The sequence below is a fragment of the Gemmobacter sp. 24YEA27 genome, from assembly GCF_030052995.1.
In the GTDB taxonomy this organism is placed as follows: Bacteria; Pseudomonadota; Alphaproteobacteria; order Rhodobacterales; family Rhodobacteraceae; genus Pseudogemmobacter.
In genome coordinates this window covers 2098258-2115864 of sequence record NZ_JASJPW010000001.1, presented here as the reverse complement: position 1 = coordinate 2115864, position 17607 = coordinate 2098258, and the positions used below count along the sequence as shown (strand labels likewise).

Here is a 17607-nt window from a genome sequence, read left to right as displayed (position 1 = left end):
AATGGGAAAGCAACAACTTAACTGGTCTGTGAAGCCCTGGGATGATGCAGAGCATCTTGAATGCGCCATGGTCGTGCCCGAGACGCCGGATACCGCCACCTTCACCTTCCGCGCGCCCTCGGGGGCCTGGTTCGACTATCAGCCGGGCCAGTTCGTGACGCTCGACCTGCCGGTTGATCCGAAAAAAGGCGCCAGGGGCAATGTCCAGCGCACCTATACGATCTCGTCTTCGCCATCGCGGCCACTGTCGATCTCGGTCACGGTGAAAGCCCAGGCGACGTCTGTCGGCACGCGCTGGATGCTTGATCACCTGAAGCCGGGGATGAAGATCAAGGCTTATGGCCCGGCGGGGATCTTCAGCTCGCACCGGCATCCGGCAAAGAAGCATCTCTTTATCTCGGCCGGATCGGGCATCACGCCGATGATGTCGATGACCACCTGGGCCTGGGATTCGGGCGAGATGCCCGATATCGTCTTCGTCCATGCGGCAAAGCGGCCATCCGAAATCCTGTTGCGCAAGCGGCTCGAAGGGTTTGCAGACCGTGTGCCGGGGCTGAAGCTGCGCTTTACCGTCGAGGAAAGCGACCCGTTCCAGACCTGGACCGGCTATCAGGGCCGGCTGAGCCAGATCATGCTTGGGCTGATGGCGCCGGATTATCTGGAGCGCGAGGTGTTTTGCTGCGGGCCGGAGCCGTTCATGCAGGCGGTGCGCGACATGCTGGTCTCGCTCGGCTTCGATATGGAACATTACCATCAGGAAAGCTTCGGCGCGCCGGTGTCGACGGAAGCCGACGCCCCGGTGATCGACGATGTGATCCCCGATTCCGAGGCCGGTGCGCAGATCACCTTCGCCGCCTCAAACGTGACCGCGCCCTGTTCCGAGACCGATACCGTGCTCGCGGTGGCGAAACGCGCCGGGCTGAACATCCCCTCGGGCTGTACCTTCGGCCTTTGCGGCACCTGCAAGGTGAAAAAGACCGCAGGCGATGTGCATATGGTCCATAATGGCGGCATTTCGGATGACGAGATTGCCGAGGGCTGGATCCTCGCCTGTTGCTCGAACCCGATGGGCAGGATCTCGGTCGAGGTCTGAGAGCCGCGCGGCCTCACAGAAAATAACGCATCGGCAGCCTTGCCGGTGCGTCTGAGACGGGTACTCTCCCCGCCGGTCACCGCGCGCAGATATGGGAGAACACCGATGGCGAAACCGATCCTGATGGACAGAGCCGCGCTGAACGACTTTGTCACCCGCGATTTCGGCCAGGTGGCAGCGGATTTCACCGTCGATGCCGTAACCGATCAGGGCATCCGGTTGCGGCTGCAAGTGGCCGAGCGCCATCTGCGCCCGGGTGGCACTGTATCCGGCCCCACGATGTTCGCTCTTGCCGATGTGGCGGTCTACCTTGCCATCCTGTCGAGGATCGGGCCGGTGGCGCTGGCGGTCACCACGGGATGTTCCATCGATTTCATGCGCAAGCCGGCCGCCGGGCGCGGGCTTTACTGCGATGTGCGGCTTTTGAAACTTGGGCGCGTGCTGGCGGTGGCGGATGCGCTGATCTTCTCGGACGGGGTCGAGGATCCGGTGGCGCGGGCGAATATGACCTATTCCATCCCGCCCGCCCCCGCGTCCGCACCCCCGGCCGCTCCGGCTGCCTGAAACACCGCGAACCAGGAACTGCCCCCCGGCTCCTGCCCCCGGCCCTGCCGCCTTCGAATCAATCTGGTGACGACCCGGCGGGCGCGACCGGCGCCTGCATTGCCTTCCCCTGGGTCAACCGGCTTATCCCCAGAGATGTGCACCATTCTGTCCACGACGCGGCACGATCAGGGGCCGCCCCTGCTCCTGGATATTGTGCAAGGCGAAATTTTGTGCAGCCCGAGTCTGTGGGTTTAGAGGCACACATTTCCCCCCGCGCGCCCGGCAAAGCAACGATTTCCTCTGATTTCAGCGGCTTTTCAACTCTGAGTCGTTCCCGTCACGGGTAGCATTTCAATAACACAAGATGTTGACAGCAGAGCAAATCAGGGATCAATATGCAGATGTTCCGGGAGCAAACCTGCAGCCTGCGACGCGTCCGAAATCCGGGGAAAACCGGGCATTTCCGGGCGCAGCCAGCGGCAGGAACGGCCAGGGGAAACTCCGGGGGGAAACCTCCGGGAAGACCATAGCCGCGGCAGGATCCCAGGGCAAAGTGAAGGCAACAAAACCGTGCGACGGGCGCGAGGACATCACCCGGCGGAGGCTTTCCGCTGGCCGTTTCTCAGCGAACCGCAGCCACATGGGACAGTAGAAGGATCAGGCAATGACCATCACCGTTTACTCCAAACCCGCATGCGTTCAGTGCACCGCAACCACCCGTGCGCTCGATGCCAAAGGCTTGTCCTATTCCATTATCGATCTGACCGAAGATGCCGATGCGATGAACCGCGTTGTGGCGCTCGGCTATCGCCAGGCCCCTGTCGTCATCGCCGGTGACGCGCATTGGGCGGGCTTTCGTCCCGATATGATCGGCCGCCTCGCCAGCTGAGGGGTTTGTCCGTGCCCGGGCTCGTCTTTTTCTCATCTGCCTCGGGCAATACCCTGCGTTTCGTCATGCGCTTAGAAGAGATCAGCGCCGGCCGCTATGGCACGGCGCTGCGTATCCCAATATCCCCGCAGGATCCTATGCCGGATCCGGGCGGGGATTTCGTTCTGATCTGCCCGACATTCGCCGATGGCGAGGGGCGCGGCGCGGTCCCGAAACAGGTGATCCGCTTTCTCAATGACCCCGACCGGCGCGCCGGTCTGCGCGGTGTGATCGCCGGGGGCAACCGAAATTTCGGCCAGACCTACGCTCTTGCGGGCCGGGTTATCGCCAGTAAATGCAGTGTGCCGGTTCTCTACAGCTTCGAGCTGGCCGGCACGGAAACCGACATCGCCCGCGTCCGGCGCGGGCTTGATCTATTCTGGGGGATGGAATGCTCGACAATGGCGTGAAGCCGGCGCTGGACTACCATGCGCTGAACGCGATGCTGAACCTCTATGACGGAGAAGGCAAAATCCGCTTCGACGCCGACCGCATGGCGGCGAAGCAATATTTCCTGCAACATGTGAACCAGAACACGGTTTTCTTCCACAATCTGGATGAGAAGCTGCGCTATCTGGTTGATGAAGGCTATTACGAGCCCGATGTGCTGGATCAGTATTCGCGCAACTTCCAGCGCCAGATCTGGGATGCCGCCTATGAGAAGAAGTTCCGCTTCCCGACCTTCCTTGGCGCGTTCAAATATTACACCAGCTACACGCTGAAGACCCGCGACGGTCAGCGCTTCCTTGAGCGTTACGAGGACCGCGTGGTCATGGTCGCGCTCGCGCTCGCGCGTGGCGATGAGGCGCTGGCGATGTCCTTCATGGACGAGATCCTTTCGGGCCGCTTCCAGCCCGCGACGCCGACCTTCCTGAACGCAGGAAAAATGTCGCGCGGCGAGCTGATCTCGTGCTTCCTGCTGCGGCTTGAAGACAATATGGAATCGATCGGGCGGTCGATCAATTCGGCGCTGCAGCTGTCGAAACGCGGCGGTGGCGTGGCGCTGATGCTGACGAACCTGCGTGAGGCCGGCGCCCCGATCAAAGGGATCGAAAACCAGTCCTCCGGCGTCATCCCGGTGATGAAACTTCTGGAAGACAGCTTCTCCTACGCGAACCAGCTTGGCGCACGTCAGGGGGCCGGCGCGGTTTACCTCAACGCCCACCACCCCGATATTCTGCGCTTCCTTGATACCAAGCGCGAGAATGCCGATGAGAAGATCCGCATCAAGACGCTGTCTCTTGGCGTGGTGATCCCGGATGTGACATTCGAACTCGCGAAGAACAACGAAGATATGTATCTCTTCTCGCCGCATGACGTGCAGAAGGTTTACGGCGTCCCCTTCTCGGAAATCTCGGTCACCGAAAAATATGACGAGATGGTCGACGATAAGCGGATCAAGAAGAAGAAGATCAACGCGCGGGAATTCTTCCAGACCATCGCCGAGATCCAGTTCGAGAGCGGCTACCCTTACATCATGTTCGAAGACACGGTGAACAAGGCGAACCCGATCCACGGGCGCATCACCATGTCGAACCTCTGCTCGGAAATCCTGCAGGTCAACGAGGCGTCGACCTTCCACGAGGATCTGAGCTACGACCATCTTGGCACGGATATTTCCTGCAACCTCGGCTCGCTGAACATCGCGGCGGCGATGGACGGCCCGGACCTGGGCAAGACCGTCGAAGCGGCCGTGCGCGCCCTGACCGCCGTGTCGGAAATGTCGGCGATTGACTCGGTCCCGTCGATCCGCCGCGGCAATGATGAAAGCCATGCCATCGGGCTGGGCCAGATGAACCTGCATGGCTATCTGGCGCGCGAGCATGTGCATTACGGCTCGCCCGAAGGTGTCGAATTCACCAGCGTCTATTTCGCTGCTGTCGCCTATCACGCGATCCGCACCTCGAACCTGCTGGCGCGTGAGCATGGGCAGAGTTTCAAAGACTTCGACAAGTCGAAATATGCCGATGGCTCGTTCTTTGACAAATATACCGGGCGCGACTGGCTGCCGGTTTCGGAGAAGGTCACCGCGCTGTTTGAGGGTGTGACGCTGCCGACCCGCGCGGATTGGGAAGCGCTGAAAGCCGATGTCATGGCGGGCGGGCTTTACAACCGCAACCTCCAGGCCGTGCCGCCGACCGGGTCGATTTCCTATATCAACAACTCGACCAGCTCGATCCACCCGATCGTGGCGAAGATCGAGATCCGCAAGGAAGGCAAGATCGGGCGCGTCTATTACCCTGCCGCCTTCATGTCGAATGAGAACCTGGAATATTACCGCGATGCCTATGAGATCGGGCCGGAAGCGATCATCGACACCTATGCGGCGGCGACCGAACATGTCGATCAGGGCCTGTCGCTGACGCTGTTCTTCCCATCTGAAGCCACCACGCGCGATATCAACAAAGCGCAGATCTATGCCTGGAAGAAGGGCATCAAGACGATCTATTACATCCGGCTGCGCCAGACCGCGCTGGAAGGGACCGAAGTGCAGGGCTGCGTTTCCTGCACACTGTAAGGACTGGTTGAGCTGCCCGGGGGCCCTGCCCCCGGACCCCCGGGATATTTTCAGACAGATGAAAGGTTCTTCCGCGATGAAGGATCATGTGATGCCGAAGACCATTTTGAAAGCGATCAACTGGAACCGGTTGCAGGATGAGAAGGACCTGGAGGTCTGGAACCGTCTGACGGTGAATTTCTGGCTGCCAGAGAAGGTGCCGCTGTCGAATGATATACAGTCCTGGTCGACTCTGCGCCCCGAAGAGCGCGAGCTGACGATCCGGGTGTTCACCGGGCTGACGCTGCTGGATACGGTGCAGTCGTCAGTAGGGGCGATCTCGCTGATGCCCGATGTGGTGACGCAGCATGAAGAGGCCTGCCTGACCAATATCGCGTTTATGGAATCGGTCCATGCGCGGTCCTATTCCTCGATCTTTTCGACCTTGTGCTCGACAAAGGAGATTGACGATGCCTTCCGCTGGTCGGAGGAGAACCCGCATCTCCAGGCCAAGGCGCGTATTATCCTTGAGAAATACAAGGCCGGGGAAGATCCGCTGAAGCGCAAGATCGCGAGCGTCTTTCTCGAGAGCTTCCTGTTCTATTCCGGCTTTTATCTGCCGATGTACTGGTCGAGCCGTGCAAAGCTCACGAATACTGCCGATCTCATCCGCCTGATCATCCGCGACGAGGCGGTGCATGGCTATTACATTGGCTATAAGTATCAGCGCGGTCTGGAGAAGCTGACCGAGGCCAAGCGCGAAGAGCTGAAGGATTTCGCCTTTGCCCTGATGTTCGACCTTTACGAGATCGAGCAACGTTATACCGAAGAGCTTTATGACGGCATCGGTCTGACCGAGGACGTGAAGGCCTTCCTGCATTACAACGCCAATAAAGCGCTGCAGAACCTTGGCTATGAGGCCTTGTTCCCGCCCTCGGTCTGCGAGGTCAATCCGGCGATCCTTGCGGCGCTGTCGCCTGACAGTGAAAACCATGACTTCTTCTCGGGCTCTGGTTCGAGCTATGTGATCGGCAAGGCGGTTGCGACCGAAGACGAAGACTGGGACTTCTGAGACCGTGGTCTCAGGACGTCTGCCCCCGGCCCGGACATCCGGGGATGGGCCGGGGAGACAGCGATGGCGCGCGCGCGACCAGCGCCGGCTCGTGCATGACATCGACGTTAATGACCCACTCGGCCTGGTCGGCGGCCAGATCGCATCGGCCTTGGTCAGCGAGGCATCCTTCCCAAACAGGCATGGTGCATGCCCCGGCTCGAACATGGCGCCAGAAGCGCAGTCGCCGCCCCGCCCATGAGCTGGTAAATGGTGGCGATCAGGCCGCGATCGGGAGGGGGTAGATCAGTCAAAGGCGCCTCCTGCGCGTCAGGGGGGGGCGAGGGTCAGCCCAGGCACCGAGGGTGCGGCCCGTGGATCATCTTCGATCACCGCATCGATGCGGTCTGGTCCAGAAAAGGATATCAGGATGGTTTCCGGGTCTTCCGGCGGCTGCCAGACCGCGATCAGGGCTTGCGCGCGGGCAGCGCCGGGCACATCGGCACCCCAGCCCGTCACCGTGGGGAAACTAAGAACCTTCACGGAAGCGCAACTGCCACGCAGTGTGAAGCTGGCGGATAAGCATGGCAAGATAGCGGTACAGACCCACATCGTAATTGCGTTTGTCGCTCCCGCCTTGATCACCCACATTGTACCAGCAGAAACCGCAGTAGATGACTGGTTCGGCGAAAATCTCCAAAATCACGTTGAAAGGCATTAACCGAACCCGAGCCAAGCTGGCAGACGGGAAGGTTCGCGAATACCACTCTGCTTCGAGAGGGCGCGGCGCTACCCCGTTCTGGAATGACCGAATGGTTTATTCAGAGGGGCCGCCAGAATACCTCGCGGCTCTATCAAGCAAGCGGCCGAAGTCATCGCCAGATATGCAGCTCTATTGCCCGAAATGCAGACGCAATCGAGAAGTAGCCGGGGGCCGCATGGAAAAGATAGAGAACAGTTTTGCAAAATGAACTGCAAAACGGACTATCCTGAAATCCGTTGAATGCTGGTCGGGGCGGAGAGATTCGAACTCCCGACCTACGGTACCCAAAACCGTCGCGCTACCAGACTGCGCTACGCCCCGAACTGGCAGTCAGATAGCGGTTTCCCACCGGCAGGGAAAGCCCCGATTGCGATAAAAATGCGTTTTGCACCATCAGCTTCGGATCTGTGGCGCAAGTCATGGCACAGGAAGGCTGACGGCCGCACCTCTTTAGCCGAAACAATGCGCACAGGAAGCTCTGCATGCACCGGTTGGAAGCCTGTTCATACAGCAATAAGCGTAAACCTCGGTTTCCCGCGCCACCAGACGAGATAGACATATAAGGCACTGAATATATGATATAATATCCTCCGCGTGGGGTCTTCTTCATGTTACAGGCGACCTGACAGGCAGCTGTTTCAGTCCGGCGCTGAGCAGGTTGTTTTATACTGTATCAGAACCTCCGACCGCTCATGTGCCCCGGCTGCCGGGTTTGGCCTGCACGAAACGCTACCTTCCGTTTATGCTGCGAGCAGTTGCTGCAGTCTGGCCATATTTCCTGCGGCCAGCGGCATGCAGATGCGAGCTCTTGCGCATTAGACGCCGAGAAAGGCAGTTGAGCAGCACCTGCAATGGCTTTTGCCTTGCCGAAAGCCTTTACGATCCGTTTGCTGTGCCTGAGGGAGAGGGCGTAGCCCTTGCGCCGGATGAGCATGGAGAACAGTTCGGTGGTGCATACCGCCGGCGAACTGACGAGTGCCAAGGTCACGCCCGACACTCTGCACGAGCACCTTGGCCCCTGCATCCCTGGGGTGGATCTGGGGCCGCCGGTCCATTGGAGGCGGCAATGCACTGGCCTGAAACGGGCAGGCCTGCTCTGGGCACGTTTCCGTGCAAGCCCCGCCCTGAGGATCGGAGCGGCGCGGATTGCTTGGTCGGGCGCTATGTCGAAGTGCAAAGGTGGGACGAGCTGTCCGTTTCGGGCGAGAACACGGTTCCGCCGGGGCCCTGGCAGTGGATCGCGGCTTACCCGGCCTATCGGTTCAGCCTGCGCGAAGTGGTCCGGACCGTCGAGCTGCATGGCGACTGGCGTACGCCTCTGGCGCCCATGGAAATGAGGTTTGGAAGGGCAAGGGCTGGCAAGGCAGTGACAGCTCACGGCCAGGTGGAACACATCCTGATCAACCATGCCGCCCCCTTTGGCCGCGTCGGGCGCAGGATTTCGCTGCGGTCTGACAATTGCCTTCGCCACCGGACCCGAACAGAAGGCGCCTTCGCTTTTCAGATCCGCTGCGAAAAGCCCGCGCCGGTCGCGGCTACACGGCACTGACAGAACAGCGCCCTCATCGCCTCCGCTTCGACGCGCCCGCCGCAGGCGGCTCGGGGCGGATCAGGATCTTCAATACACCGCCGCCCGGATCGGTCTGATGCCGCATGCAAGCCGGCAACGTCACTCAGATTTTAAGGCAGGCCTCGCAGATAACTCTGCTACGCGTGCGGGAAAGACGGTGCGTGCGGGAAAGACGGGGCGCGCGGGAAAGACGGGTCTGAGGCTGCGACACGGTCAGCGGCAGGGCCAGGCACCGGCGCGGATCAGCGGATGGCGCATCTCGCTGCCCGGAACGATTCCGGCCTTCTTTGCCAGACCACCATTGATCTCGAGCACATAGAGAACATTGTCACCGCCCGGAATCGGCGTCTCATCGCCCGGGACGGCGTTTTCATGCACCACCGTCACCCGCCCCTGAGCATCTGCGAAAATGATGTCCAGCGGGATCAGCGTGTTCTTCATCCAGAACTCGGCGCGACGCGGTGTCTCATAGATGAAGAGCATCCCGGCCTCGGGCGCGAGGCTTTCGCGATACATCAGACCCTGAGCGCGGCTGGCGGCCGTGTCGGCGATTTCAACGGAAAAACTCTGGCGTTCCCCCTGCCCTTCTTTCGCAGGCGGGCGCAGGTCGATGCGCGACAGGGAACAGCTCTGCGCCGCCTGGGCTGCGCCGGCAAAAGGCAGGCCAGGCACAGCCAGACCGCTCAAAATCACCCCGGCCAGGATGGCCGAAAGCACAGTACGGGAGATCCAGCGACGCCTGTGACCAGACGCGTCGCACCCCGGCGCTGCAGCCAGATTGTTGTCCGAATTTTTCAGGGGGATATTCGTGGATTGCGACAAGACTGTCCAGCAGGGCGGCAGCACCGCCACCGCCCCCGCCGTCATCCGGCTTCGCCCGCCTGGGCGACGATTGCACGTTCCCAACTCAGCACCTGCACTGCCATTCTGCCGCGCCGGCCCTCAATTACCTTGAGCGCCACCGCCTCGCCTGACATCAGATCCGCAAAACCAGAGACCCGCAAGACCTCGATATGGATGAATATGTCTTCCGCCCGCCCGAAAGCATTGGCGAAGCCAAATCCTTTGGCCTTATCGAACCATTTTACACGTGCAGGCTCCATCGGCAGAACGGATAAATCCGCTACCGAAAGTTCACCCGCCAGTTCCCCCAGGGGCACAACAGGCCCTTCCGGAGGTTCAATCGCAAGAACTTCAACCGCTTGTACACCGCGTGGTGTAGTCTGGATCCTGACTGTGACCCCTGCTCCATCCGCGACTGAACTCTGCCCAAAGTTGCGCAGAACATTCGCGTGCAACAGGATATCGGCATTGGTAATATCGCTGACGATGAAGCCAAAGCCTTTAGCCGGATCAAACCACTTCACCCGGCCCTGCAACACCTGCGTGGCCTTATCTTCTTCAGTCATAACAAGGACTATCTCCCCAGATTAAGCCCTTTTCGGTTGATGAAGGCTTAACCCCGCCTGATCAAGAGGAAATCGTATGATCAGACAGAATTGTTTACCTTTTCCCGCGATTATCAGGGGTTGAGCCTCAGGACTGTCCAATCACCTGAACCGCTTGCAACCTTTTCGCCGCCCTCCACATCGCCGCCCCCGATGCGGCTCCAGCGGAACCGGTCATGCAGGCGGAAGGCGCCATCTGCCCAGAATTCGATCTCCAGCGGCGTGATGCGAAATCCGCCCCAGAATGGCGGGCGCGACGGAATCGGCCCTTTCGTCACGGTAACCTTTGCCACTTCGGCCATCAGTGCCTCACGCGAGGACAAGGGCTGTGATTGCCGGCTGGCCCAGGCGCCAAGCCGGCTCGTCAGGCTGCGGCTCCGGTAATAGTCATCGGCCACCCTGCCTTCCTCGCGCGTGACCGTGCCGCGCACGCGGATCTGCCGGCGCAGGCTTTTCCAGTGCATAACGAAAGCCGCCTTGCCCGAAGCCTCGATCTCGCGCCCCTTTACCGAAGTATAATTTGTATAAAAGACAAAGGATTCGGCCGCGATCTCCTTCAGCAGCACCATGCGTACATCCGGGAGCCCCGCCTCGTCGACCGTCGCCAGAGCAATCGCATTTGGATCATTCACTTCTGTCGCCTCGGCCTCGGCCAGCCAGCTGCGCGCGATCGTAAAAGGATCGTCGCCTTTGAAAATTCCGGTCCGTTCCATCGATGCCCGCTCCTGTTCTTACGTCAACGGTAACGGTCTCCCGCCCTTGCGGCAGGCCGCCTTTCCGCCTAAACGTCAACGCTATCAAACCGTAAAGGTGTGCGAGGGACCAGGAATGTCAACCGGACTGATGGCTGGCAAACGCGGGCTGATCATGGGCCTTGCCAATGACAAATCGATTGCCTGGGGCGTGGCCCAGGCACTGGCGGGAGCGGGGGCAGAACTTGCCTTCTCTTACCAGGGTGAAGCGCTTAAAAAACGGGTTGAGCCACTGGCTTCCAGCCTGGGCGAACCGCTTCTGTTCGAATGTGATGTGGCAAGCGAAGAATCGCTCGATGCTTTGTTCGACGGGCTTAAGGCAAAATGGGGCACGATTGATTTCGTGGTTCATGCCATTGGCTTTTCCGACAAGAATGAATTGCGCGGGCGTTATGCCGATACAAGCCGCGCCAATTTTGCAATGTCGATGGATATTTCGGTCTATAGCTTTACCGCTGTGGCCCGGCGTGCGGGTGCAATGATGGGACGGGGCGGCGCCATGCTGACCCTCACCTATTACGGCGCCGAAAAGGTGATGCCGCATTACAATGTGATGGGCGTGGCCAAAGCGGCGCTGGAGGCATCGGTGAAATATCTGGCCGAAGATTTCGGCCGCGACGGGATCCGCGTCAATGCGATCTCGGCCGGGCCGATCAAGACGCTGGCGGCTTCCGGCATTGGCGATTTCCGCTATATCCTGAAATGGAACGAGCTGAATTCGCCCCTGCGCCGCAATGTGACGCAGGAAGAGGTCGGGAAATCCGCGCTCTATCTGTTGTCGGATCTGGGCAGCGGCACCACGGGCGAGAACCTGCATGTCGATGCGGGCTATCATGTCGTCGGCATGAAGGCGATCGATGCACCCGATATCGACGTTGTGACCGGCAAGAAGGACTGAGATGGGCCTCAGCGCATTCCTCGCAGCCTATGTCCTGCATCTGATCGCCGCGGCCTCTCCGGGCCCGGCGGTTCTGATGACGGCGCGAACGGCTGTGACCGAAGGCATGCGCACGAGCTTCTTTCTCGCCTGCGGCATCGGCTTCGGGGCGGTGTTCTGGGCACTGGCAGCGCTTTTCGGGCTGGCGGTGCTGTTCAGACTCGCCCCGGCGCTGTTCTGGGGCTTCAAGATCGTGGGCGCGCTGTTCCTTCTATGGATCGCGTTCAATATGTGGCGTCACGCGCCCGAACCCCTGGGCGATAACAGTGATCATCCGCCGCGTGGCGCGCTGGCCGCGCTCTGGCTTGGGCTTGCCACCCAGTTCTCCAATCCCAAGGCCGCGGTGTTTTTCGGCGCGATCTTTGTCGGCACCGTGCCGCCGGGCACCACCTGGCCCTGGCTGACCGCGCTTTTGATCGCGGTCTTCCTCAATGAGGTGCTCTTTAACCTTCTGATCGCGCGGCTCTTCTCGCTTGAGCGGACCCGCCACGCCTATGCCCGGCTGAAAACCGTGATTGACCGGTGTTTCGGTGGCATACTCGCCCTTCTCAGCTTTAAAATCGCCGCTACCTGACCAGAGGACGCCAATGGCCGCTGACCGCCTGCCACATGAGAAAGGGTTCCATATCAGCTGGGACCAGATTCACCGCGATGCGCGGGCTTTGTCCTGGCGGCTGGATGGCAAGGGCCCGGGCGAAGGCGGCCAGTGGCGCGCCGTGGTCGCGATCACACGCGGCGGGCTGGTGCCGGCCATGATCGTGGCGCGCGAGCTCGATATCCGCGTGATCGATACGATCAGCGTGAAAAGCTACAACCACCAGGCGCAGGCCTCGGCGGTGGTGACCAAGTCACCGCAGCCCGAGCTGATGCAAGACGGCTCCGGCATCCTTGTGGTCGATGATCTCGTCGACAGCGGCAAGACGCTGGAGCTGGTGCGCAGGCTTTACCCGAAAGCACATTTCGCCACCGTCTATGCCAAACCGCATGGCAAGCCGCAGGTCGACACCTATGTCACCGAGGTCAGCCAGGACACCTGGATCTTCTTCCCCTGGGATATGGCACTGCAATATGTGCAGCCCTATCGCGGCACCGACTGATCGGGAACGGGGGCGTTCCGCCCCCTCTTGCGCCAGAAAGGCGCAATTCACCCCCTGAGAGTATTTAGATCAAGAGGAAATCCAGCCTCTTCCTCTTGACACAAATACTCCCGGGGGGAGGCCCGGAACGGGCCCGGGGGGCAGGCAGCCCCCCGCTCCACATCAGCCATCAGGCACAGGAGCCGGCCATGTCTCTTCCCCTCAATCCAAATCTGGGTGCAACCGAACTGCCGCCGGTGATGGAGGCGCGGCGCTGGATCCAGGGCAAGAGCTTTCCCGCGAACCGCCCGCTGATCAATGTAAGCCAGGCCGCGCCACTGGAGATCCCGCCGCTGGAATTGCGCCAGGCCATCGCCGATGCCGCGCTGAATGACCCTGACGCGCATCTCTATGGGCCCGTCCTGGGCATTACGGCCTTGCGCGAAGAGATCGCGGGCCAGTTTTCCCGCGCCTATTCCGGCACGATAGCTCCGGACCAGGTTGCGATCACCCAGGGCTGCAACCAGGCTTTTTGCGCGACCCTCGCCGCGCTTGCCGGCCCGGGCGACGAGGTCATCCTGCCCACGCCATGGTATTTCAATCATAAAATGTGGCTGGATATGAGCGGCGTGACCACGCGCGTGCTGGAAACCGGCGCCTCGCTGATCCCCGACCCGGCAGCAGCGGCGGCGCTGATCGGGCCGAAGACCCGTGCCATCGTGCTGGTCACGCCGAACAACCCCGGCGGTGTCGAATATCCGTCCGCCACGCTCAGGGCCTTTTATGATCTTGCCCGCGCGCATGGCATCGCGCTGGTGATCGACGAGACCTATCGCGATTTCGACAGCCGCCATTCGCCGCAGACCGGCGGACGCCCGCATGATCTTTTCGAAGATCCCGCCTGGGGCGAGACGGTGATCCAGCTTTACAGCTTTTCGAAAGCCTACCGGATGACCGGCCACCGGGTTGGTGCGATTGTCGCCTCTGCAGCACTTCTCACGGAGATCGAGAAAGTGCTCGACACCATCGCCATCTGCCCGAACCAGCTGGGCCAGACCGGCGCGCTTTGGGGGATGCGCAACCTTGGCCCCTGGGTCGAGGGCGAGCGTCAGGAGATCCTGAAGCGGCGCGCAGCCATGGTCGAAGGCTTCAGCGCCCTGACCGACTGGGTGCTGATGGGATGCGGCGCCTATTTCGCCTGGGTGGAACACCCGTTCGACCTCGCCTCGGATGATCTGTGCCGCCGGCTTGTGGATGACTGCGCCATCCTGATGCTGCCCGGCACCTTCTTTACGCCCGAAGGGTCCGAGGCCGGCCGCCGCCAGATCCGCATCGCTTTCGCCAATATCGACTGCGACGGCATCGCCGAAATGTTCCGCCGGCTGCGCGACTTCAGACCCTGACACGCCCGATTATCGCCTCCCGCGAAAGCGTGACGCCCCTGCCCTTGCCCCACACCCCGCTTGCCCTTAGACAGGCGCAAACGTTCTGACCGGAGCCCGCGACATGGCCAAAAGCCCTGATGATCAGCCGAAGAAGAAGAACAAGGGCACCTCGGCCCTGACCTGGCTGATGACCGGCATGCTGATCCTCGGGCTTGGCGGCTTTGGTGTCAGCAATTTCGGCGGCACCATCAATTCCATAGGCTCGGTCGGCAAGATCGACATTCCGGTGCGCGATTACGCCCAGGCCGTGCGCGACGAGGCGGCGAAACTGTCGCAGCAATTCGGCACGCAAATCCCGGTGCAGCAGGCGATCACCTTTGGCATCGACCGCCAGGCGCTTGCGGGCCTCGTGACCCGCGCGGCTCTGGACAATGCGGCGCTTTCGGCAGGGCTCTCGGTCGGCGATGCGACTGTCGCGCAGGAAGTCATGAAGGAACGGGCCTTTATCGGCAGTTCCGGCACCTTTGACCGTAGCGTCTACCGCGAGGCGCTGAGCCGTGCCGGCTGGCGCGAGGCCGATTTCGAGGAAAGCCTGCGCCGTGACGCAGCCCGCGCGCTTTTGTCCGGCGCGGTGACCGGCGGCTTTGCCGCGCCCGGGGCCACCACCGATGTGATCTATAAATGGGTGGCAGAGCGGCGCGGCTTCTCGCTGATCCGGCTGACGGAAACCAGCCTCACCGCGCCTTTGACTGAACCCGATGAAGCGGCGCTGAAGGCCTGGTATGACGCCAATATCGCGGATTTCACCCGCGGCGAATCAAAGCGGCTGCGCTATGCGGTTCTGCTCCCGGAAACCATCGCCACTGGCCTGCCGGTCGATGAGGCTGCGATCCGCAAGATGTATGACGCGCGGATTTCGGAATTTGTGATCCCGCCGCGCCGGCTTGTCGAGCGGCTGGTCTATCCCGATGAGGCGGCGCGCGAAGCGGCCCTGGCGCGGCTGACGTCCGGCGAAGCCACATTCGAGGATCTCGTCACCGCGCGCGGCCTGTCGATGGATGCGGTCGATATGGGCGATGTCTCGGAAACTGAACTTGGTGCGGCGGGAGCCGAAGTCTTTGCAGCCACCGAAGGCGCTGTTATTCCGGCAGAAACCTCGCTTGGCCCGGCCCTCTTCCGCATCAACGGCGTGCTGCCGGGCGAAGAGACCACATTTGAAGAAGCGCATGACGATCTCGCCCAGGAAGTGAAGCTGGAAGCCGCACGCCTTGAGATCAATCATAAGATCGACGAGATCGACGACCTCCTTGCCGGCGGTGCCAGCCTTGATGAGCTTGCCACCCAGACCGGGATGGAACTCGGCCAGATCGATTATGTCGCCACCGGTCCGGGCGCGCAGACCGGCAACAAGCTCGAAGGCTACCAGGCCTTTCGCGCAGCTGCCGGTGCCCTGAAGCAAGGCGATTTCCCCGAAGCGGTGACGCTGGATGACGGCGGTGTCGTGGCGCTGGAATTCGTCGAGATGGTGCCACCGACGCCGATCCCCTTTGACGAGGCGCGGTCTGAAGTGCTGGCGGCGCTGCAGCAAAGCAACCTTCGCGCCGCACTGGATGCGCGCGGGCTGGAACTGAAAACCGCCGCCGAAAGCGGCACTGATTTCGCGACGCTGGGCACGGTCGAGACCGTGGCCGAGACCTCGCGCGACGGGGCCACGACGGAAAACATCCCGGCCTCGGTGCTGGAAGCCGCCTTCGCGATGAAGGCCGGCGATATCCGACTGATCGAGGAAGGCAGCTTTATCGGCCTGTTGCGGCTGGATCACGTGACCGCGGCTGCGGAAACCGGCGATGAGGCCGAAGCGCTGAAAGCCGCGATCTCGTCGCAGCTGGAACAGGCAGTCGCGCAGGATGCTTTCACCGCCTTCACCACCAGTGTGGCGGACAAAGCGGGCATGACCCTTAATCAAAACGCCATCAACCAAGTGAATTCGGGCCTGCAATGAAACTGGAACCCTCTTTCGACGCCTTCGAGAAAGCCTGGGGAGAGGGGAAAAACCAGCTGATCTGGGCCCGGCTTGCTGCGGATCTGGATACGCCGGTCTCGCTGATGCTCAAGCTGGGCGAGGCGCGCAAAGACACGTTCATGCTGGAATCGGTAACCGGCGGCGAGGTGCGCGGGCGCTATTCGATCATCGGCATGAAGCCCGATCTGATCTGGCGGTGCCGGGGGGAAGCCTCCGAGATCAACCGCTCGGCGCGGTTTGATCCGGATGGGTTCACCGCGCTGGAAGGCCATCCGCTCGACACGCTGCGCGCCCTGATCGCCGAATGCCATATCGACATGCCCGATGATCTGCCGGCGGCATCTGCCGGGCTGTTCGGCTATCTTGGCTATGACATGATCAGGCTGGTGGAACATCTGCCGGATGTGAACCCGGATCCGCTTGGCCTGCCCGATGCGGTGCTGATGCGCCCCTCGGTCGTGGCGGTGCTGGACGGGGTGCGCGGCGAAGTGATCGTGGTAGCGCCGGCCTGGTATGAAAAGGGTGTCACCGCGCGGGCGGCCTATGCCCAGGCGGCTGAGCGGGTGATGGATGCGCTGCGCGATCTTGACCGGGCGCCTGCCGTACAGCGCGAGATCGACGGTGTGGCGATTTCGGGCGAGCTGACCTCGAATTTCAGCCATGACGGCTATAAAGCAGCGGTCGCGAAAGCGAAGGATTATATCCGCGCCGGTGATATTTTCCAGGTCGTGCCGTCGCAGCGCTGGACGATGGATTTCCCGCTGCCACCCTTCGCACTTTACCGCTCGTTGCGGCGCACGAACCCGTCGCCCTTCATGTTCTTCTTCAATTTCGGCCCCTATCAGGTGGTCGGTGCCAGCCCCGAGATCCTGGTGCGACTGAGGGATGGTGAGGTGACGATCCGCCCCATCGCCGGCACCCGCAAGCGCGGCGCGACGGTGGAAGAGGATAATGCGCTGGAGGCCGATCTGCTGGCCGATCAGAAAGAGCTTGCCGAACATCTGATGCTGCTGGATCTGGGGCGCAATGATGTGGGGCGGGTCGCGAAGATGGGCACCGTGCGCCCGACCGAGAAATTCGTGATCGAGCGCTACAGCCACGTCATGCATATCGTCTCGAATGTGGTGGGCCAGATCCGCGAGGGCGAGGATGCTTTGTCGGCCTTGCTGGCGGGGCTGCCTGCAGGCACGGTCTCGGGCGCGCCGAAAGTGCGGGCGATGGAGATCATCGACGAGCTGGAGCCGGAAAAGCGCGGCGTCTATGGCGGCGGCTGCGGCTATTTCGCGGCCAATGGCGAGATGGATTTCTGTATCGCCCTGCGCACGGCTGTCCTGAAGGATGAGAAGCTGTATATCCAGGCCGGCGGCGGCGTGGTCTATGACAGCGACCCCGAGGCGGAATACCAGGAAACCGTCAATAAATCCAATGCCCTGCGGCGTGCAGCCCAGGATGCGGGGTTGTTCACGCGGCGCGGCAACGGCTGAGCTTTTGACTGATAGCAGATGCGGGGGGCCAGCCCCCCGCGCGCGTTCCGCGCT

At 61.5% G+C, this 17607-nt stretch carries 17 protein-coding genes and 1 tRNA gene; 13 read left to right on the top strand and 5 right to left on the bottom strand.

What is annotated here, in order from left to right:
• The first annotated feature begins 1 nt into the window (after position 1).
• The 6 genes from QNO18_RS10585 to nrdF all read left to right on the top strand — a co-directional run bounded on the left by QNO18_RS10585 (position 2) and on the right by nrdF (position 6136).
• On the top strand, positions 2 to 1093 hold the full coding sequence (locus tag QNO18_RS10585; RefSeq protein WP_283177640.1) for a hybrid-cluster NAD(P)-dependent oxidoreductase: 1092 nt from the start codon (positions 2 to 4) through the stop codon (positions 1091 to 1093).
• Between the two features lie 105 nt (positions 1094 to 1198).
• On the top strand, positions 1199 to 1657 hold the full coding sequence (locus tag QNO18_RS10580; RefSeq protein ID WP_283177639.1) for a PaaI family thioesterase: 459 nt from the start codon (positions 1199 to 1201) through the stop codon (positions 1655 to 1657).
• 646 nt (positions 1658 to 2303) lie between these two features.
• A complete protein-coding gene (gene nrdH / locus QNO18_RS10575) occupies positions 2304 to 2528 on the top strand; it encodes a glutaredoxin-like protein NrdH (protein ID WP_092896774.1) in 225 nt (74 codons plus the stop codon).
• An 11-nt stretch (positions 2529 to 2539) separates the two neighbouring features.
• Positions 2540 to 2977 carry a class Ib ribonucleoside-diphosphate reductase assembly flavoprotein NrdI gene (nrdI, locus tag QNO18_RS10570; protein ID WP_283177638.1) on the top strand — a complete coding sequence of 146 codons (438 nt, stop codon included), beginning with the start codon at positions 2540 to 2542 and terminating at the stop codon, positions 2975 to 2977.
• Positions 2959 to 5085, top strand: coding sequence for a class 1b ribonucleoside-diphosphate reductase subunit alpha (gene nrdE / locus QNO18_RS10565; RefSeq protein ID WP_283177637.1), 2127 nt, complete (start codon positions 2959 to 2961; stop codon positions 5083 to 5085). The genes nrdI and nrdE overlap by 19 nt, the downstream gene beginning before the upstream one ends.
• Before the next feature lie 76 nt (positions 5086 to 5161).
• Entirely contained in the window at positions 5162 to 6136 is a 975-nt protein-coding gene (nrdF, locus tag QNO18_RS10560; protein WP_283178780.1) for a class 1b ribonucleoside-diphosphate reductase subunit beta, read from the top strand.
• 309 nt (positions 6137 to 6445) lie between these two features.
• Here nrdF and QNO18_RS10555 read toward each other — a convergent pair whose 3' ends face one another.
• On the bottom strand, positions 6446 to 6658 hold the full coding sequence (locus QNO18_RS10555) for a hypothetical protein (RefSeq protein ID WP_283177636.1): 213 nt from the start codon (positions 6656 to 6658) through the stop codon (positions 6446 to 6448).
• 464 nt (positions 6659 to 7122) lie between these two features.
• Positions 7123 to 7199: transfer RNA gene (locus QNO18_RS10550), tRNA-Pro, on the bottom strand.
• Between the two features lie 829 nt (positions 7200 to 8028).
• On the opposite strand from QNO18_RS10550, the gene QNO18_RS10545 reads away from it, so the two are divergent.
• Positions 8029 to 8427 carry a hypothetical protein gene (locus QNO18_RS10545; RefSeq protein WP_283177635.1) on the top strand — a complete coding sequence of 133 codons (399 nt, stop codon included), beginning with the start codon at positions 8029 to 8031 and terminating at the stop codon, positions 8425 to 8427.
• 234 nt (positions 8428 to 8661) lie between these two features.
• On the opposite strand, the gene QNO18_RS10540 is transcribed toward QNO18_RS10545, so the two are convergent.
• The 3 genes from QNO18_RS10540 to pdxH form a co-directional block, all read right to left on the bottom strand.
• Positions 8662 to 9069 (bottom strand): DUF192 domain-containing protein, encoded by a 408-nt coding sequence (locus QNO18_RS10540; RefSeq protein WP_283178779.1) that lies wholly within the window; start codon positions 9067 to 9069, stop codon positions 8662 to 8664.
• A 242-nt stretch (positions 9070 to 9311) separates the two neighbouring features.
• Complete coding sequence (locus QNO18_RS10535; RefSeq protein WP_283177634.1) at positions 9312 to 9857, bottom strand: cold shock domain-containing protein; 546 nt, start codon at positions 9855 to 9857, stop codon at positions 9312 to 9314.
• A gap of 113 nt (positions 9858 to 9970) precedes the next feature.
• On the bottom strand, positions 9971 to 10609 hold the full coding sequence (gene pdxH, locus QNO18_RS10530) for a pyridoxamine 5'-phosphate oxidase (RefSeq protein ID WP_283177633.1): 639 nt from the start codon (positions 10607 to 10609) through the stop codon (positions 9971 to 9973).
• Positions 10610 to 10724: 115 nt separating this feature from the next.
• On the opposite strand from pdxH, the gene fabI reads away from it, so the two are divergent.
• From fabI to trpE, 6 genes are all read left to right on the top strand, one after another.
• On the top strand, positions 10725 to 11546 hold the full coding sequence (gene fabI, locus QNO18_RS10525) for an enoyl-ACP reductase FabI (RefSeq protein WP_092896745.1): 822 nt from the start codon (positions 10725 to 10727) through the stop codon (positions 11544 to 11546).
• A gap of 1 nt (position 11547) precedes the next feature.
• Positions 11548 to 12159: a LysE family translocator gene (locus tag QNO18_RS10520; RefSeq protein ID WP_283177632.1), complete on the top strand. Its 612-nt coding sequence runs from the start codon at positions 11548 to 11550 to the stop codon at positions 12157 to 12159.
• 13 nt (positions 12160 to 12172) lie between these two features.
• Entirely contained in the window at positions 12173 to 12682 is a 510-nt protein-coding gene (gene gpt / locus QNO18_RS10515; protein WP_283177631.1) for a xanthine phosphoribosyltransferase, read from the top strand.
• A gap of 188 nt (positions 12683 to 12870) precedes the next feature.
• Positions 12871 to 14064, top strand: a complete 1194-nt coding sequence (locus tag QNO18_RS10510) for an aminotransferase (RefSeq protein ID WP_283177630.1) — start codon at positions 12871 to 12873, stop codon at positions 14062 to 14064.
• A 103-nt stretch (positions 14065 to 14167) separates the two neighbouring features.
• Positions 14168 to 16048, top strand: a complete 1881-nt coding sequence (locus QNO18_RS10505) for a peptidylprolyl isomerase (protein ID WP_283177629.1) — start codon at positions 14168 to 14170, stop codon at positions 16046 to 16048.
• Positions 16045 to 17553, top strand: coding sequence for an anthranilate synthase component I (gene trpE, locus QNO18_RS10500; RefSeq protein ID WP_283177628.1), 1509 nt, complete (start codon positions 16045 to 16047; stop codon positions 17551 to 17553). Before QNO18_RS10505 ends, trpE begins: the two co-directional genes overlap by 4 nt.
• The last annotated feature ends 54 nt before the right edge of the window (positions 17554 to 17607 follow it).

Excerpts from the sequence above, each read along its gene's own strand:
- fabI (WP_092896745.1), top strand. The coding sequence starts at position 10,725 with ATGTCAACCGGACTGATGGCTGGCAAACGCGGGCTGATCATGGGCCTT.
- gpt (WP_283177631.1), top strand. The coding sequence starts at position 12,173 with ATGGCCGCTGACCGCCTGCCACATGAGAAAGGGTTCCATATCAGCTGG.
- trpE (WP_283177628.1), top strand. The coding sequence starts at position 16,045 with ATGAAACTGGAACCCTCTTTCGACGCCTTCGAGAAAGCCTGGGGAGAG.
- QNO18_RS10505 (WP_283177629.1), top strand. The coding sequence starts at position 14,168 with ATGGCCAAAAGCCCTGATGATCAGCCGAAGAAGAAGAACAAGGGCACC.
- nrdE (WP_283177637.1), top strand. The coding sequence starts at position 2,959 with ATGCTCGACAATGGCGTGAAGCCGGCGCTGGACTACCATGCGCTGAAC.
- pdxH (WP_283177633.1), bottom strand. The coding sequence starts at position 10,609 with ATGGAACGGACCGGAATTTTCAAAGGCGACGATCCTTTTACGATCGCG.
- nrdF (WP_283178780.1), top strand. The coding sequence starts at position 5,162 with ATGAAGGATCATGTGATGCCGAAGACCATTTTGAAAGCGATCAACTGG.
- QNO18_RS10535 (WP_283177634.1), bottom strand. The coding sequence starts at position 9,857 with ATGACTGAAGAAGATAAGGCCACGCAGGTGTTGCAGGGCCGGGTGAAG.
- QNO18_RS10510 (WP_283177630.1), top strand. The coding sequence starts at position 12,871 with ATGTCTCTTCCCCTCAATCCAAATCTGGGTGCAACCGAACTGCCGCCG.
- QNO18_RS10520 (WP_283177632.1), top strand. The coding sequence starts at position 11,548 with ATGGGCCTCAGCGCATTCCTCGCAGCCTATGTCCTGCATCTGATCGCC.
- QNO18_RS10580 (WP_283177639.1), top strand. The coding sequence starts at position 1,199 with ATGGCGAAACCGATCCTGATGGACAGAGCCGCGCTGAACGACTTTGTC.
- QNO18_RS10585 (WP_283177640.1), top strand. The coding sequence starts at position 2 with ATGGGAAAGCAACAACTTAACTGGTCTGTGAAGCCCTGGGATGATGCA.
- nrdH (WP_092896774.1), top strand. The coding sequence starts at position 2,304 with ATGACCATCACCGTTTACTCCAAACCCGCATGCGTTCAGTGCACCGCA.